General features: G+C 57.9%; 19 protein-coding genes and 1 tRNA gene. 12 read left to right on the forward strand and 8 right to left on the reverse strand.

Annotation, left to right across the window (positions count from 1 at the left end; translation table 11 throughout):
* Positions 1-130 precede the first annotated feature (130 nt).
* Positions 131-1279 (forward strand): L-threonine dehydrogenase, encoded by a 1149-nt coding sequence (yiaY, locus tag CAF90_RS07630; RefSeq protein ID WP_085605463.1) that lies wholly within the window; start codon positions 131-133, stop codon positions 1277-1279.
* Between the two features lie 140 nt (positions 1280-1419).
* Here the strand turns inward: yiaY and CAF90_RS07635 are convergent, their stop codons facing one another.
* Positions 1420-1908 carry a DMT family transporter gene (locus CAF90_RS07635; RefSeq protein ID WP_085605465.1) on the reverse strand — a complete coding sequence of 163 codons (489 nt, stop codon included), beginning with the start codon at positions 1906-1908 and terminating at the stop codon, positions 1420-1422.
* Positions 1909-1987: 79 nt separating this feature from the next.
* Between CAF90_RS07635 and CAF90_RS07640 the strand changes: the two genes are divergently transcribed.
* From CAF90_RS07640 to CAF90_RS07675, 8 genes are all read left to right on the forward strand, one after another.
* Positions 1988-2899 carry a LysR family transcriptional regulator gene (locus CAF90_RS07640; protein ID WP_170929364.1) on the forward strand — a complete coding sequence of 304 codons (912 nt, stop codon included), beginning with the start codon at positions 1988-1990 and terminating at the stop codon, positions 2897-2899.
* Positions 2900-2920: 21 nt separating this feature from the next.
* Positions 2921-3658, forward strand: a complete 738-nt coding sequence (locus tag CAF90_RS07645; RefSeq protein ID WP_085605469.1) for a hypothetical protein — start codon at positions 2921-2923, stop codon at positions 3656-3658.
* Positions 3659-3693: 35 nt separating this feature from the next.
* The gene (locus CAF90_RS07650; protein ID WP_085605471.1) at positions 3694-4416 is read left to right on the forward strand and encodes a hypothetical protein; all 723 of its coding nucleotides are present in this window, start codon (positions 3694-3696) and stop codon (positions 4414-4416) included.
* Between the two features lie 4 nt (positions 4417-4420).
* Positions 4421-4837: a fosfomycin resistance glutathione transferase gene (gene fos / locus CAF90_RS07655; RefSeq protein WP_085605473.1), complete on the forward strand. Its 417-nt coding sequence runs from the start codon at positions 4421-4423 to the stop codon at positions 4835-4837.
* 60 nt (positions 4838-4897) lie between these two features.
* Positions 4898-5536: a LysE family translocator gene (locus CAF90_RS07660; protein WP_007957940.1), complete on the forward strand. Its 639-nt coding sequence runs from the start codon at positions 4898-4900 to the stop codon at positions 5534-5536.
* A 77-nt stretch (positions 5537-5613) separates the two neighbouring features.
* Positions 5614-6963, forward strand: a complete 1350-nt coding sequence (locus tag CAF90_RS07665; protein ID WP_085605477.1) for a bifunctional diguanylate cyclase/phosphodiesterase — start codon at positions 5614-5616, stop codon at positions 6961-6963.
* A 118-nt stretch (positions 6964-7081) separates the two neighbouring features.
* Positions 7082-7237 carry a KGG domain-containing protein gene (locus CAF90_RS07670; RefSeq protein WP_077045875.1) on the forward strand — a complete coding sequence of 52 codons (156 nt, stop codon included), beginning with the start codon at positions 7082-7084 and terminating at the stop codon, positions 7235-7237.
* A 75-nt stretch (positions 7238-7312) separates the two neighbouring features.
* The gene (locus CAF90_RS07675; RefSeq protein ID WP_085605479.1) at positions 7313-7816 is read left to right on the forward strand and encodes a DUF4142 domain-containing protein; all 504 of its coding nucleotides are present in this window, start codon (positions 7313-7315) and stop codon (positions 7814-7816) included.
* A gap of 49 nt (positions 7817-7865) precedes the next feature.
* Here CAF90_RS07675 and CAF90_RS07680 read toward each other — a convergent pair whose 3' ends face one another.
* The gene (locus CAF90_RS07680) at positions 7866-8276 is read right to left on the reverse strand and encodes a low affinity iron permease family protein (protein ID WP_011332870.1); all 411 of its coding nucleotides are present in this window, start codon (positions 8274-8276) and stop codon (positions 7866-7868) included.
* Between the two features lie 216 nt (positions 8277-8492).
* Here CAF90_RS07680 and tam point away from each other — a divergent pair, with 216 nt between their 5' ends.
* Complete coding sequence (tam, locus tag CAF90_RS07685) at positions 8493-9263, forward strand: trans-aconitate 2-methyltransferase (protein WP_085605481.1); 771 nt, start codon at positions 8493-8495, stop codon at positions 9261-9263.
* A gap of 40 nt (positions 9264-9303) precedes the next feature.
* Here tam and CAF90_RS07690 read toward each other — a convergent pair whose 3' ends face one another.
* Positions 9304-10032 (reverse strand): bifunctional 2-polyprenyl-6-hydroxyphenol methylase/3-demethylubiquinol 3-O-methyltransferase UbiG, encoded by a 729-nt coding sequence (locus CAF90_RS07690; protein ID WP_085605483.1) that lies wholly within the window; start codon positions 10030-10032, stop codon positions 9304-9306.
* 519 nt (positions 10033-10551) lie between these two features.
* Between CAF90_RS07690 and CAF90_RS07695 the strand changes: the two genes are divergently transcribed.
* Together CAF90_RS07695 and CAF90_RS07700 are read left to right on the forward strand one after the other, a co-directional pair.
* Positions 10552-10920 carry a DUF6124 family protein gene (locus CAF90_RS07695; RefSeq protein ID WP_085605485.1) on the forward strand — a complete coding sequence of 123 codons (369 nt, stop codon included), beginning with the start codon at positions 10552-10554 and terminating at the stop codon, positions 10918-10920.
* Between the two features lie 257 nt (positions 10921-11177).
* On the forward strand, positions 11178-12341 hold the full coding sequence (locus CAF90_RS07700; protein ID WP_085605488.1) for an ATP-binding protein: 1164 nt from the start codon (positions 11178-11180) through the stop codon (positions 12339-12341).
* Between the two features lie 253 nt (positions 12342-12594).
* On the opposite strand, the gene CAF90_RS07705 is transcribed toward CAF90_RS07700, so the two are convergent.
* The 5 genes from CAF90_RS07705 to CAF90_RS07720 form a co-directional block, all read right to left on the reverse strand.
* Entirely contained in the window at positions 12595-13005 is a 411-nt protein-coding gene (locus CAF90_RS07705) for a PaaI family thioesterase (protein ID WP_039772722.1), read from the reverse strand.
* 230 nt (positions 13006-13235) lie between these two features.
* The gene (locus CAF90_RS29685; RefSeq protein WP_256578465.1) at positions 13236-13715 is read right to left on the reverse strand and encodes a hypothetical protein; all 480 of its coding nucleotides are present in this window, start codon (positions 13713-13715) and stop codon (positions 13236-13238) included.
* Positions 13716-14326: 611 nt separating this feature from the next.
* Positions 14327-14494 (reverse strand): hypothetical protein, encoded by a 168-nt coding sequence (locus CAF90_RS29545; protein WP_167443763.1) that lies wholly within the window; start codon positions 14492-14494, stop codon positions 14327-14329.
* On the reverse strand, positions 14482-15216 hold the full coding sequence (locus CAF90_RS07715) for a zeta toxin family protein (protein ID WP_085605492.1): 735 nt from the start codon (positions 15214-15216) through the stop codon (positions 14482-14484). Before CAF90_RS07715 ends, CAF90_RS29545 begins: the two co-directional genes overlap by 13 nt.
* A gap of 348 nt (positions 15217-15564) precedes the next feature.
* Positions 15565-15638 (reverse strand) — tRNA-Gly (locus CAF90_RS07720).
* Positions 15639-15798 lie beyond the last annotated feature (160 nt).

Below are 15798 nucleotides of genomic sequence, written 5' to 3' on the forward strand. Positions count from 1 at the left end.
GGCAGATGGGCGGCGACTTTATCACGAGCGGGCATTGAGCCAGATCAACATCCGCCGTGACCGATCGGTCGATCCTGTGTGTATCCGCCGGATCGCACGAGTCGATTCGGCCCCAGTCAGGAGACGCGCCATGAGCAGCACCTTTTTCATTCCCGCCGTAAACATCATGGGCAGCGGCTGCCTCGACGACGCCATGAACGCGATCCGCAACTACGGTTTTCGCAAGGCGCTGATCGTCACCGACACCGGTCTGGCCAAGGCCGGCGTGGCGACGATGATTGCCGAGAAACTGGCGATGCAGGACATCGATTCAGTGATTTACGACGGCGCCAAACCCAACCCGAGCATCGCCAACGTCGAGGCAGGGCTGGCGCTGCTCAAGGACAGCCGCTGTGATTTTGTGGTGTCCCTCGGCGGCGGCTCGCCCCACGACTGCGCCAAGGGCATCGCGTTGTGCGCCACCAACGGCGGGCAGATCCGCGACTACGAAGGCGTCGATCAATCGGCCAAGCCACAACTGCCGCTGATCGCCATCAACACCACCGCCGGGACGGCCAGCGAGATGACCCGTTTCTGCATCATCACCGACGAAACCCGCCACGTGAAAATGGCCATTGTCGATCGCAACGTCACGCCGCTGCTGTCGGTCAACGACCCGGCGCTGATGGTCGCCATGCCGAAGGGACTGACTGCCGCGACCGGCATGGACGCACTGACCCACGCGATCGAAGCCTACGTCTCGACCGCCGCCAACCCGATCACCGACGCCTGCGCGCTGAAGGCCATGACCCTGATCAGCAACAACCTGCGCCTGGCCGTGCGCGACGGCAGCGACCTGGCGGCGCGGGAAAACATGGCGTATGCGCAGTTCCTCGCGGGCATGGCGTTCAACAATGCGTCCCTCGGTTACGTGCATGCGATGGCGCACCAGTTGGGCGGTTTCTACGATCTGCCGCACGGGGTGTGCAACGCGGTGTTGTTACCGCATGTGCAGACGTTCAACGCGCTGGTCTGTGCCGATCGCCTCACTGATGTGGCCCACGCCATGGGCGCCGATATTCGCGGGTTCAGTCCGGAGGAGGGCGCAAAAGCCGCGATTGATGCGATCCGTTGTTTAGCTAGAGACGTGGAGATTCCCGGTGGTTTGCGTGATCTGGGCGCCAAGTGCACCGACATCCCGGTGCTCGCCGCCAACGCCCTGAAAGACGCCTGCGGCTTCACCAATCCACGGGCGGCGGATCAGCGGCAGATCGAGGAGATTTTCCGCAGCGCGTTCTGAGTCCGGATCGCACAACAGCAGTGACTGATCTGCCCTCATCGCGAGCAGGCTCGCTCCCACATTGGAATGCGATTTCCTGTGGGAGCGAGCCTGCTCGCGATGACGGAACTACAGTCACTGACGATTTACGAGTGATCGCTTCATCCCGCCGGTGCCAGGGACTTGGCGGCGGTATCACCAAACTGAATCAGCACCACCCCCGCCATCAACAACACCGCGCCGAACAGGCGCGGCAATGTCAGATGCCTCTCTACCAGCCCGAACAGGCCGAAATGATCCAGCACGATTGACGTGATCATTTGCCCGGCCAAAGCCAGCGCCAGAAATCCCGAAGCCCCCAGCTTCGGCAGCAACACCACCGCCAATGCGACGAAGCACACCCCGAACGCGCCGCCGGTCCACATCCACAACGGCAGCTTGTAGGCAAAGGCCAGCGACGGCAACGGTAGACGCAGGGCGACAATCACCGGCAACAGCACCAGCACGCTCACCACCAGCGAGGTCAGCGTCGCCCACAGCGGATGCCCCAACCCCCGCGCCAGATTGATGTTGATCGCACTCTGAAACGGCACCACCGCCCCGGCGAATACCGCCAACAGCAGCAATCCGACCCACTGCATCGTTCCCATGATCGTTCTCCGGCAAAGGTTTTGCTGGACTCTAGGGTATTCGTCGCGCAGATTTAAATTCTGTTTTGGTATCCGGAACATGCATCGAATGAATGATCTGCGCCGCATCGACCTCAACCTGCTGGTGATCCTCGACGCCTTGCTCGGCGAGCAACACGTGACCCGCGCCGCCGAGCGCCTGCACCTGAGCCAACCGGCAGTCAGCCATGCGTTGGCGCGTCTGCGCGACTTGCTCGGTGATCCGTTGCTGGTGCGTGCAGGTTCGGGGCTGGCGCCTACCGCGCGGGCGCTGGAGCTGGCGGCGCCGCTGGCGGAAACTCTGGCTCAGGTGCAATCGCTGCTGGCGCCGAACACCTTCGACCCGGCCAGCGCCCGTCGGACCTTTCGCCTCGCGATGTCGGACTACGGCGCGGCGATCATCCTGCCCGGGCTGATTCGCACGTTGCGCGCGGAAGCACCGGGCATCGACCTGCAAATCAGCCACGCCAGCCGCGAAGGCATGGTCGAAGGCCTGCTCAACGGCGACATTGACCTCGCCGCCGGGGTACTCCCCGAATTGCCCGGCGAACTGCGCAGCACGCCGCTGTTCGAGGAGCGCTACGTCTGCCTCCTGGATCGCCAGAGCCTTCCCGCCGGAGGTGTTCTCGACCTGCCAACCTATCTCTCCCGTCCCCATGTCTTGTTGGAAATGCGCGGCAGCGGCACTCCGGAAATCGAACGCACCCTGACCGCCCTGCGCGAACGCCGCCGCGTCGCCATCAGCCTGCCGCACTGGAGCGTCGCGCCACGCTTCATCAGCGGTACGGATCTGATCTTGACCGTGGCTTCGCGGGCGTTGAATGAGGTGGATGACGAATCGCTGATCGTCGTGCCGCCACCGTTTGAAATTGCGCCGTTCACATTTGTGTCGGCGTGGCACAAACGGCGGGGTGGGGATCAGGCGTTGAACTGGTTGAATCGGCGGATTGAGCAGGGGATAGTGCGCGGCTGAAAAACATCAAGGGGGCGGGGCGTGACAGTGAAGTCTGGGGTCGTTGGTTGGGTGGCGCTGTGTGGGGCGTTGATGGCGGGGCAGGTGCTGGCTGATTGTGTGCCTGCGCCGGTGACCGGTGATCTGGATTTCTCCGTGTGCAAGGAGTGGCCCGCTTATCCGGGGTTGAACATCAGCGCGAATGCGAAATTTGAGCGCAGCTCCGTGCCGGGAGGCGCCGACACGAGCGGCACCTATGATTTCAATTTATCCGTCTTGAAAAGCGACCAAACGAAACCAGTTGCCACTTATCACCAAGCCTCCGCTTTCTTCTCGGGTGGGGTGGCATTGCGAGAGCTCTCACTCGATACCGCGCGTTACAAGCTCACCCCTGAGGTACGGGCGTTTGGCGTTCGCGTGCAATTCACCAATGCCTCTCGCCTCAACCCGCTTGAAGAAACGCACCTCTCTCTTTATGTAAGGCAAGGCGATAAGTTACGTCCTGTACTCAGTCAATTAGTGGTTTATGAGTACGGCGGTGAATGGGACGGTGATTGCGCCGGCGAGCGATATGAGACGACCAGAACGGTAGAAATCGCCAAGACCAGCTCCCATGGTTATGCCGATCTGATCATCAAAACCAAGACGACGGGGACAACCAATGTCGTCGAAGGCAATACTTGTGAAGACAAAATCAGTGTCAGCAGTCCTGAACTGACAACCCTTCACTACGATGGAAAATCCTACGTCTTGCCTAAAGGTTTCAAAGCCATCGAGTGATACAGAGCCAACACGACTTATTTCAAGGAAGAACAATGTTTACACCAACCCGACTTTTCATCGCCCTCGGCTTTCTCGCCATCACCGCTCCAGCCCAGGCCCAGGTTTCCTGCGTCACCAAGGATTACAACGACCAGTCAATGGCACGCTGCAAGGCATGGCCGGCGTTCAAGGATCAGGCGATTGCCCTCAAATCCACCTACGTGCCGGATGCTGGTAGTGACGATGCCGGTGTGTTTGATCTGGATCTGGCGATCATCGATACCAGCAACTGGAAGACGCTGGCGACGTATGCGAAACCCGGTGCCTACAACTCCGATGCCATTCGTTTCACTGATCTGCTGGTCGATACCGCTCGCTATCGGCTGGCCTCGGATGTTCGTGCGTTCGGGCTGCGGTCAAAGTTCTCGCACAATTCAAGTGCCATTCCCTACGAAAAAACCGACCTGACACTCTACGTGCGCGAGGGTAATAAACTGCGCCCGGTACTTGATGGTCTGGTGGTCTACAAGAACAACGGTGAGTGGCTGGAAAACTGTGTGGGTGAAGGTCAGCAAATCCGCCGAACCGTGGAAATCGGCCCGACCAGCCACAACGGCTATTCCGACCTGATCGTCACCTCAAGCGGCACGGCGATGAAAACCGTCAAGGCCGGCAAGGAATGCGTTTCTCACGATTCCCCGCTGAAGAAAACCCAAATCACCCTGACCTACGACGGCAAGCAATACACTCTCCCCGAAGACCTCAGAGGTTACTGACCCGATGCTCACCGGCCTCAACCACCTGACCCTCGCCGTCACCGACCTGGATCGCAGCCTCGGGTTCTACCGCGACGTGCTGAAGCTGCGAGTCGAGGCCACCTGGGACGCCGGTGCCTATCTGTCGCTCCCGGGCCTGTGGTTGTGCCTGTCCCTCGATGAGCAACGCAAACCCGAGCCCGCCGCCGACTACACCCATTACGCCTTCAGCCTCGGCGCGGCGGATTTCCCGCTGTTCGTGCAACAGCTGCGCGCCGCCAACGTGCAGGAATGGCGCGACAACCGCAGCGAAGGCGCGTCGTTCTACTTCCTCGACCCGGACGGGCACAAACTCGAAGCCCACGTCGGCGATCTGGCCTCGCGACTGGCCGCGTGTCGGCAAAAGCCCTATGCGGGGATGCGTTTTTTCAACGAGTCGTGAATATTCACAAACCGCTGGGATAGACTGGCGGCCACGTTTTCCGGGACTTGCAGGTTTTCCATGACTCCATCGTTGCTAATGGCCGTGCTGGCCTCGGGTTTCATCTACGGCATCACGCCGGGGCCGGGTGTGCTGGCGGTGTTCGGCATCGGTGCGGCACGTGGGCGGCGGGCCGGGGCGGGGTTTCTGTGCGGGCATCTGCTGGGCGATGTGATCTGGTGCAGCACCGCGCTGATCGCGATTGTCGGCGCCCGGGAAATCGGCAGCACCGCGTTCGATGTACTCGGCGTACTCAGCGGCCTGTACCTGTTTTGGCTCGGCTGGCGCGCGGTGCGGGCCAAACGCAGCAATGGCGAGCAGCCGCAGGGCGCGGCGCGTCAGCCGTTCTGGCACGGCATCCTGTTCGGGCTGACCAACCCCAAGGCTTACCCGGTGGCAGTGGCAACGTTCACTGCGCTGCTGTCGAGCCGCGCCGAACTGCTCAACTGGTCGATGCTGCCAATGCTGATCGCCTTGAGTTTCCTCGGCGGATTGCTCGCCTACGCTATCCTCATTGGCATCGTCGGGGCGCGGCAAGTGCGTACGTTGTACCAGCGTCACGAACTGGCGATCACCCGGTTGTGCGGGATCATGTTCATCGGTTTTGCCATCAACGCGCTGGTGCATGCGCTGCCGGGGTTGATGCCGAACAAGGCTTGAATACATTCGCTGGGATGCGAGGTCGAGGTCACGGATGGTTGAACAGTGCTGCATTGCCCGGACACCCACGCTGAACCATGGAAAGCCGAAATTCCGCGCCGCTGGCGAGTTACATCGATCTGTTGCTGGACGCCGTTTGCGCGGTCGACAAGCAAGGTCGTTTCGTTTTTGTCAGCGCGGCGTGCGAGCGGATTCTCGGCTACACGCCTGACGAATTGATCGGCCAGTCGATGATCGACTACGTCTACCCGGCGGATCGTGAGCGCACCCTGGCCGCCGCGAGCGACATCATGGGCGGCGAGCCCAAGCACAACATCGAAAACCGCTACGTGCGCAAGGACGGCAGCGTCGTGCACATCCTGTGGTCGGCGCGCTGGTCGGAAGTCGATCAACTGCGCATCGCCGTGGCCCGGGACATCACCGAGCGCAAACTCGCCGAATCCCGTCAGGCGGCGTTGTATGCGATCTCCGAAGCGGCCCATGCGGCGGAGGACCTGCTGGCGCTGTTCAAGCGCATCCACATGATCATCGGCGAGTGGCTGCCGGCGTTGAATTTCTCCGTAGCGCTGTACGACGAACACTGCGCGCAGCTGAATTTTCCTTATCACGTCGACGATGACGAGTTGCAACCGGAGCAACCCGGCACCGTCACCGGGCGCCTGTGTGCGGAAGTGATCCGCAGCGGCCAGCCGATCCTGCTGACCCCGGATTGCCCCCACGCGCCGCCGGAGTTCGCCGCGTTGGTGGTCGGGCAGCAATCGCCGTGCTGGCTCGGCGTGCCGCTGAGTTCGAAAGACCGCACCATCGGCGCGCTGATCGTCAAAAGCCTGCCCGGCGGCGAGCGCTACACCGAGCGCGACAAGGAACTGCTGCAATACGTCTGCGCCCAGGTCGCCACCGCCATCGAACGCCAGCAACTGCACGCCCGCCTGCGACGCATGGCGCAATACGACCAACTGACCCAGTTGCCCAACCGCGAACTGCTGCGCGACCGGCTCAAGGCCGCGCTGAGCCATGCGCGTGATCAGTCCGGGCACATGGCGCTGCTGTACGTCGATCTGGATCGCTTCAAACAGGTCAACGACACCTTTGGCCATGGGGTCGGCGACATGCTGCTACAAACCGTGGCCAACCGCCTCAAGGGCTGTGTGCGCGAGACTGACACCGTGGCGCGGATCGGTGGCGACGAATTCGTGGTGCTGCTGCACAGCGTCCACGCCGCCGACGATGCCGACAGCGTGGCGGAAAAAATCCGACAGGTACTGGTGCAACCCATGCGCCTGGACGGGCACAACCTGCACATCGAACCGAGCATCGGCGTGGCCCGTTATCCCGAGCATGGTGACGAGGAACAGCAACTGTTCCGTCACGCCGACCAGGACATGTACACCGCCAAACGCCAGAATCATCGGCGGCTGGACAGCTGATTCGCGGTTCACCGTTCGTCGCGGCGACGGCAACTTTTCTAAACCTTTGGCGGTCAGGAAATTCTCAATCTAGGCGGGCACCTGCTCGCTTACGATCAATGCCAAGAGGTAGAGAATCATGCCTAACTCAAGAAACTCGAACTCGGGAAACTTCGCCAACGATCGAACGAAGGCGTCTGAAGCCGGTCGCAAAGGTGGGAAAACCACCACAACGACTGTCGACAAAGAGCCAAAAACCGACATGGGCCGCAAGCCTGCTCAGAAATCGAAGTAGTCGGCGAAGGTTGTTTTGATTGAGAGGCGGGGGCGCAAGCTCCCGCTTGAATTTCGAGAGAAGGAGGGCGCGACCATGAGCCGGATGGCCACCCGAGTACGCCACATCAGTTTTGTCAGCCTGTTGGGGTTGTTTGCCAGCAGCGCGTTTGCCCAGTCGCCCGCCGACTTCATCAATGAGGCCTCGGCCAAAGGCATGGCCGACATCGAGGCCAGTCGTCTGGCGCACAGCAAGGCCGAGTCCAAAGAGGTCAAGGATTACACCATCGTCGTCATCAACGACCGCACCACCGCCAACCAGCACCTGGCGAAAATCGCCAAGAAACTGGACCTCCCGGTTGCGCCCCGCGAAGAAGTCGCCGACAAGGCCAAGGCGTTGATGCCGGAAGTCAAAGAGGGCGCGAGCTTCGATCAGGCCTACGCCGCCAGCCAGGTCAAAGCCACGGAAGAAGCCATCGAACAGATCCAGCAGCAAGCCCAGACCACCGACGTGCCGGAGATCAAGGCGTTTGCCGACGAGACCCTGCCGAAGCTGCAGAGTCATCTGGAAATGGCTCGGGCACTTCAGGCAAGCCGCTAAATCCGTGGCAATGAAAACGGCGCTTTTTTAGCGCCGTTTTTTTTGCCTGTCAGCATTCATTCAGATCCTGCTTCGGCTTGCTTTTGTCCCCCAGACCTTCCAGGTCAAACACCTCATTCTCGCCCATCGCCCGGTAATGCCGGCGCAGCGCCTCCAGCTGCTTAAGATCCAGCGACTCCAGCCCGAGCATCGCGTTCTGCGCCTCCTTGTTCACCCGCAGCAGTTCATCGAGTTTCAAATGCAGGATGTCGGTGTCGCGGTTCTGGGTGTTCTGGATCAGGAACACCATCAGGAACGTGATGATCGTGGTCGAGGTGTTGATGATCAGTTGCCAGGTGTCGTTGTAATCGAAAATCGGCCCGCTCAACCCCCAGAGCCCGATCAGAATCAAAGCCCCCATGAACGTCTTGGGGCTGCCGGCCCAGAGCGCCAGCGTTTGCGAAATCTTTGCGAATTTCATGGGCGTGTTCCTTGTTGGGGGGAGCTTGAAATTCAGACATCGGGGGTGGGCGGAAAATTCTACTTACAGTTTTCTGAGTCCCTGTGGGCACGGCCGAAAACAGCGCTCCCTGCGATATCGGACCTACGTAGGGGAAGGCAGATAAACACGATCGCTGTATCGTGACGGCAGCCGCTTTTCCACGTTTCGCCAGAACGTCCACGACAGGAGAACGCAATGACCTGGTCCGCCAAGCAATACGTCACTTTCGAAGATGAACGCACCCGCCCGGCCCGCGACTTGCTGGCCGCGATTCCCACGGTCGAGGCGCGTTCTGTGGTCGATATCGGATGTGGCCCCGGCAACTCGACCGAGTTGTTGGTGGAGCGTTTTCCCGGGGCGAAAGTGCAGGGGCTCGACAGTTCGCCGGACATGATCGATGCCGCGCGCAAGCGTCTGCCGCAGTTGCAGTTCGAGGTGGCGGACATCGATAAATGGGCCGATGAAGGGCCGTTCGATGTGATCTTCGCCAACGCGGTTTTGCAGTGGGTGCCGGATCACGCGACGTTGCTGCCGGCGTTGGCGGGCAAGTTGGCGCAGGGCGGTAGCCTGGCGATTCAGATGCCGGACAACCTCAACGAGCCGTCCCATCGGTTGATGCGTGAAGTGGCTGCCAACGGGCCTTGGGCTAGCAAACTGGCGGGCGCGGCGGGGCAGCGGACCGAGATGGCGGATGCCAGTGCCTATTTTTCGATGCTGCGGCCGCATTGCGCGCGGGTCGATGTGTGGCGCACGACGTATCACCATCAGTTGGCGGGCGGCGCCTCGGGTGTTGTCGAGTGGTTCAAGGGCAGTGGTTTGATTCCGTTCCTCAGTCCGTTGACGGAAGCGGAGCGGGCGGAGTATCTGGCGCACTATCTGGCGGAGGTCGCGAAGGCTTATCCGGCGCTGGCGGATGGTTCGGTGCTGTTGCCGTTTCCACGGTTGTTCATTGTCGCCACACGTTGAAATGAAAAAGGGCCGATTTGATCGGCCCGTTCTTTTGGAGTCAGCGTTGTACCGCGACCAGCATCATCATCGGTCGCTCGCGCTCTTCGGCGAGGGCCGGTTGCGCGGCCACTTCGGCATCGCTCGGGGCCCATTCATTGACGTGTTGAATCGTGAAACCTGCGTCGATCAACGCGTTGAGCAGCGTGCCGACCGTACGATGTTGCTTGATCACGCCGTCGGCCAGCCAGTTGGTCACCCGCTCGCCTTCCACCTGATAACTGTCCAGCGGCCAGCGCTTGTTGCCCTCGCTGTCGATCAGCCAGCCCGGATTGCGCGGCGCCATGAAGATCGGGTGCTCGATGGAAAACACAAAATGCGCACCCGGTTTAAGCGCTGCATGCAGCTTGGCAAACAGCCCCGAGAGATCCTTGATGTAGTGCAGCGCCAGTGAGCTGTAGGCCAGATCGTAAGTGCACGCGGGCAAATCGAGGTGTTCCAGGTCGGCACGTTCGTAGCGGATGTTCGCAGCCGAGGTGGTTTCCTTCGCCCGTTCGAGCATTTTCTCCGAGACATCCAGCCCCAACACTTCGGCAGCGCCTCGTTCGCTGGCCCAGCGGCAGAACCAGCCATAGCCGCAGCCCAGATCCACCACCTGCAAACCGTGCAGGGAGGGCAACAAGGCTTTCAGCGCCGGCCATTCCGGCGCGGCATCGAGGCCGCCGATGGAGCGGTTCATCTGGCTGTAGCCCTGGAAAAACTCGGGATCGTCGTAGATGTTCTGGGTCATGGGTTTGCTGCTCTTTTGAATTTGATTTAGGTGGCTCGGAGGCCACGGTTTTGAATCCCTCGAAAGATGATGGCGCGTATTCGTCGATGGCCGCGCAGGGGGAGGGTAGTGGGCGATGGGGAAATGCTAGCGGGTAGTGGCGAGTGTGAGAACCGGGCGAGTGTTGGGGATCTGTAAACGCAGTTTTTCGATTCGGGATGTTTAAAGCGTTGGCCATGTTTACTGAACCTTCCCACAAGGTTTTCAGGTTGTCCGTCGGAAGTGCGGGCTCTAGCCTTTGAGGGTCGCTGATGAATCGGCGATCGGGATTGGAACCCCGAGGAGAGTTGGAACGCACAATCATTATTCATGACGTATGCTGCGCACCTTGAATGTGTGCACTCTGTTATGGCGGCTGTGCGCGGGAGACCTTCGGGTCTGCCGGGTTGTCTCTCCCCGGGTTCCAACCTGCGTACAGCTGCCTCCTTTCGCGTGGAACCGAATGGGTCAGCTCCAACCTGTTTTTGGAGAGATGAAATCATGTTCAAGCCAACACCGAATCCCCCCGAAGTCGAAGCCGACCCAACGTCCCCCTACACCTCAGTTGACTCCAGAAAGCTCAACGACGCGGCCAACCGCGCCCTCGATCACTACCTCTGTCCCGGCGCACATGTCATGGGCACGACCAACCAGCCCGACCCGATGTACTTCGCCAACCCGGCCTACGACACCGAATCCCTGCTGGCCAACGCCAGCGAGTCACTGGGCTCGGCCTCCGAGATGCTCAACAACTTCGCCGCCACCCTCGACCCCACCCACCGCAGAACCGCGATAGGCATTGCGCAGTTGGTGATGCTGGGGGAGTTGGCGGTGAATCAGGCGCTGGATCATGTTGAGGTGAAGGACTGAATTGCAGCTGTTCTGGCAGGCATAAAAAACCGGTCACGCGACCGGTTTTTAGTTTCATTTCAACCTGGCTGCAAAGCGTCGAGTGTTGTCGAAGTCCGTATCGGGCGAGTATTCGAGTCAGTATTTCAGACGCAATTTCCTGTGGGTGACAGAGTTCAGCCCAATAAATAGCAAAATATAGTGAAATATAAGGGTGTATAGGGATATCTGCTATACATCGATATATTCGTGTAGAGATAAGCATTTGTGAGGCTTTCATGGATCCATACCGTAATCCATTCGCTCCAGGCGCAGGCAGCAGACCGCCTGAGTTGGCAGGACGCGACGCAATCCTTGAGGCAGCCAGGATTTCATGTGGGCGAGCCATCAACGGACGAAGCACCCGATCCATCATGCTTCTTGGATTGAGAGGTACAGGTAAAACGGTACTGCTGAACGAGATTGGAAAAATTGCGAGGGAAGAGGGGCTCCTCGTTTCAAAGGTAGAGGCTCCGGAGCGTGAAAGTCTTGCACGCCTTCTCTTTCCTGAAATGCGGAAAGTCATGCGCTCACTTTCTGCTGTAGAAGCTGCCAAGCAAATTGCGACCCGTGGACTGAATGGTTTGCGCGGTTTCGCCTCTATTTTCAAGATCGACATCGCAGGCGTGGAGATTGGTGTCGAACCGGAGCCAGGATTCGCTGACAGCGGGGATCTTCAATACGATCTTCCAGACCTTTTTGCCGTGATAGGTCAAGCTGCGCAAGCAGCAGGCAAAGGCTGGATTCTTCTGATTGATGAAGTTCAGTACCTTTCCGAAGCAGATTTATCTGCGCTTATTGTGTCGATCCATCACATGTCTCAAGAAGGGCTGCCGGTACTTCTTGTCGGTGCGGGTCTTCCCCAGGTTGCTCGTTTGGCAGGCGAAGCAAAATCCTATGCAGAGCGGCTTTTTCTATACCCTGCGGTTGATGCGCTTGACCAAGTATCTGCAATTCAAGCAGTGCAGAAGCCAATCGCGGATGAAGAGGCTTCGATCGAACTCGCAGCACTTGGCAATATTGTTGATCGGACGAGAGGGTATCCTTTCTTCCTTCAGGAGTGGGCATCCACTGCTTGGAACAACGCTGAAGGGCCTGAAATCACAGTCGAAGATGTGGACCATTCATACGCGGAGACGCTGGCTTCTCTTGATGCGGGCTTTTTCAGGGTGCGTATTGATCGACTGACAAAGTCGGAAGTGCAGTTCGTGAAGACGATGTCAGAGCTCGGGGATGGCCCCTATGCAATGGCCGATATTGCGAAAGCGATGGGGCGTACACAGTCATCGCTTGGTCCGACTCGTGCCAACATAATCTCTAAAGGAATGATCTACAGCACAGATCACGGCTACTTGAATTTCACCGTCCCACTTTTTGCGGAATATATGCGTCGACAAGGATGAACCGGTCTCAGACGCGAGACTTAGACCAGAATGCGCGACTGATCCCGCGTGAAAGTGGAAACCGCTGGCTGCTTCTAACTCCAACAGTTTGGGGCTTATCTCGGTTTAGTCGGGATAACTCACAATTAAATGGAGTTAGCTGTAGTTGAGGTTACGCGTGCACCATTGTTGAGTGTGTTCTGATTCATTCGGCTTGCTCCAGATCCCAGACACAAAAAACCGGTCATCAAGACCGGTTGGATGCAGGGGGATACTACTGCGGCACAGCGAACACTGCGCTGGCACGGGCAACCATTCGATCACCGACATGCAACCCGACAGTGGCAAACGCCAGCTGCCGTCCTTTTTTGGAGTGCTCAACGCGTACCTCGAGCCACTCATTGATCTGCACCGCGCTGAGATAGTCCAGGGTCATACTCGCCGTGATCAATGGCAGGGGAGGGTCGCTAGAGAATGCCATGGCGTAACCCATGCCGACGTCCGCTAATGTCGCCAATACACCGCCATGCAACGTGCCCCGTCCATTGGCATGTCGTGAGTCTGTCCGCAGACCGATTTCAAGTTGCAAGCCACTGCCTCTGGTATAGATCGGGCCAAGCAAGTCGAGCAGCGGACTGCTGCGGGTCAGCGGAGTGAAGCCCTCGGGAATAGCTGTGTCGTTCATGGTCGATCCCTGTGCCGGTTGGTTACCAGGTTCTTTGGCCTGAATACGGAGCGTTGCTTATGAGGGTTTAAACCTGACTTCGCCGTCGGAGAAGGATCATACGTATGCGGAATTTACAGCGATAAGCTGATCACAATGGAGCAGTAAGGGCAGCAGCCCCATGGTTCGTGCTGAACCACAAAGCCTCACAACCCGAGGCTGAGCGGAAAAAGCACAACTACGCACATCTATTAGGTGAGCGTCGGACGGAAGAAGCGTGGCGGACGGCGTCGGTGCAGCCGCTCATCGAAGAAAATACATCCCAAGCCGCTGAGTAATGCGAGACCTCCGCCTATACCCAATGCAACCAGCCCCAGACCGAAGGTCGCAGGCACGTGCCATCCAAATGTTGAATTCAACCATTGAGGCATCAGCACAAAAACTCCAAAGGCTATCAACGCACCGACTAACAAGCCCACCTTCATGGCGTTATCTCTCTCTTTCGCAGTAGAGCCGCGAATTACTTCCGCCCTGCAGCCAAGACAGACATGGTTTTCCAGTCCGACGAATGACTTACAAAATGGGCAGATCCAACCATCCTCCTGCTCGTCATCCTCGGCTGGCAATTGCTTTGGTCGGCCTTCAACTTCATCGTTGGCCTCCTGCTCTGCGTCATGCTTCCAGCTGAGCAACCGATGTACTGAATACCGCTTGGGGTCTACATCAATCATCCGGGCACAATTTTGACACAGCCAAATACCATTTCTTATTGAGCTTCGCTCGTCCGGTGTCATTGACTCATCAAACCGGGGGCCGCCATAAGCAGCGGCTGTAATGTGAGCGCCGACGCCGATCCGAGTTGCCTTTTCAGGATTGAAATTGGGGCCAGTTGTTAACTTTCTGCAGTCAGGCGCAGAGCATCTGTTTCCGACTCGTTCTTGGAGGGTGCGAATCACCTCACGCTTGAACTCATCTCTACCGTTCGAGGACGTCAAATGTCTGTCTCTTAAAAGGGAAATTCCAGCCACGCACAGCTGGATTTACCTCAGGTAAATTAGGTACGAAACCTTTGGCTCCGACGTGGCAACAACCTCAGCATGCGGCTAATGCCTGCGCGCTGAGTGCCGAAGGCAAGCCTCTGTCGAGGTCATGTGGAAATCACAATAATGGCGCTTAGGCATTACTGCAAGGTTGCCTTTGGCACCACCTTTGACATGAGGCGTAATCGCTCGAAGGCCGGTTGGAACAGTGTCAGATGTACACCAGAGCACGTAAAACACGTCAACGGCAGAATGAAAAAGCCCGGCACTTGGCCGGGCAATTTTGGAATCCACTAACGTAATCAGGCTTGCTTTTCACGTGCAGCCAGCATCACTTCATTCTGTTTTTTGGTGGCTTCGGTTAGCACTTCACTGTAAACGCGCTTTTTTTCTTCCGATTTCGCATTACGAATGAAGTCTGCGAATGGACTCGTGGACTCCTTTGGGGATCCGAGTTTCATGGAAAACATGGGGTTGCTCCGTCATTTATCCCAAGCATGGCCATCAGGTCGTGTCTCGTATGCTTCTCTGGGATATGGTAGTCGATCTTGTCAACGCCTGCCTTGTAGAGGCGGCCAGAATTATCAATGTGCTTCACAAGCAGATCGACATGAAGATCCTTGCCAAACTCTAGCTTAAGCGTGTTTACCACGTCACGTGCTGCAAAATATTGGTCGACGAAATGCTCCGGTCGAATCCTACGTCCTTCGGCTTCCTCACGAGCCCTGACAAAGGACCAGGCAAGCCTGGGGTCTTGATAGACATAGAGAATTTGTACGAATCTCCCCTTGTCCAGGCAGCGCCGGACATTTTTCCTTGCGATCTCTATATTCGAAAGCGTCCCGTCGAGCAGGAAAGATTGTTTTCGATCCAAGGCAAGATCAATCAGCTTTCCTACCAGAATTGAAACGGCGCCTTGGAAAAGCCAGGCATTGCCACCTTGATAGGCTTCAAATTCGTTTCTGAGGTCGTCTGGATCGATTCGCAGGATCGGCGTATCAGAGAAAAGGTTCAGCAGGGCTAATGATGCCTCTGTCTTGCCAGCGCCCGGCGATCCAGCCATGAAAACTGAAACAGGCTCTTTTTCGGGCGGATACCGGGTCTGATCCGTGAGTCGCTTGCCAATAACCTTCTTGTTTGATCGTGCGAACCTGATCGCATCGTCCCAGATGGCCTGTTCTTCATCCGTCATTTCAAGCCTTTTGTCTTCCTGCACTGGATGTGAACCCTCTTCGATTAAAAGGCCATTTACGGTTTGCGCTCTGTATTTACCGCAGTGTAGTGGTTTCCAATCGGTCAGAATCTTGATGGGAAACCGTACTCATGGATCATTCCTTTGAGCAAACTGTGTTTCTTGTGGTTGGAGAGAATGAAGAGTAGAGAGGGATACCGTATCTGCAATCAACGGTGTGTTTCTGAATTGTTCTTTGCCGAACAAGCAGTTGACCTCAAAACGCAGGCATAAAAAAACCGGCCCTCAAGGCCGGTTTTTCTGTTTGCGTATCCCCCGTCAAACCACAACGCAGGACATAAATTCGATTGGAGCGGGTGAAGGGAATCGAACCCTCGTTATCAGCTTGGGAAGCTGGAGTAATGCCATTATACGACACCCGCTCAGAGCGGCTGACTTTGTACCAGACTCGGCCACGGATTTGAAGTTTTCTTTGCACGCGAACTACGGAAAGTCCTGAGACAGAGCCGAAATCGGTCAATCGCGGGCAAGCGTTGCGGGCTGGAGGACGGCTGAATCTCAGCCTCGCAGGCTTGTTCGCGA

The sequence above is a fragment of the Pseudomonas sp. B37(2017) genome (genome assembly GCF_002112885.1).
In the GTDB taxonomy this organism is placed as follows: Bacteria; Pseudomonadota; Gammaproteobacteria; order Pseudomonadales; family Pseudomonadaceae; genus Aquipseudomonas; species Aquipseudomonas paraglycinae.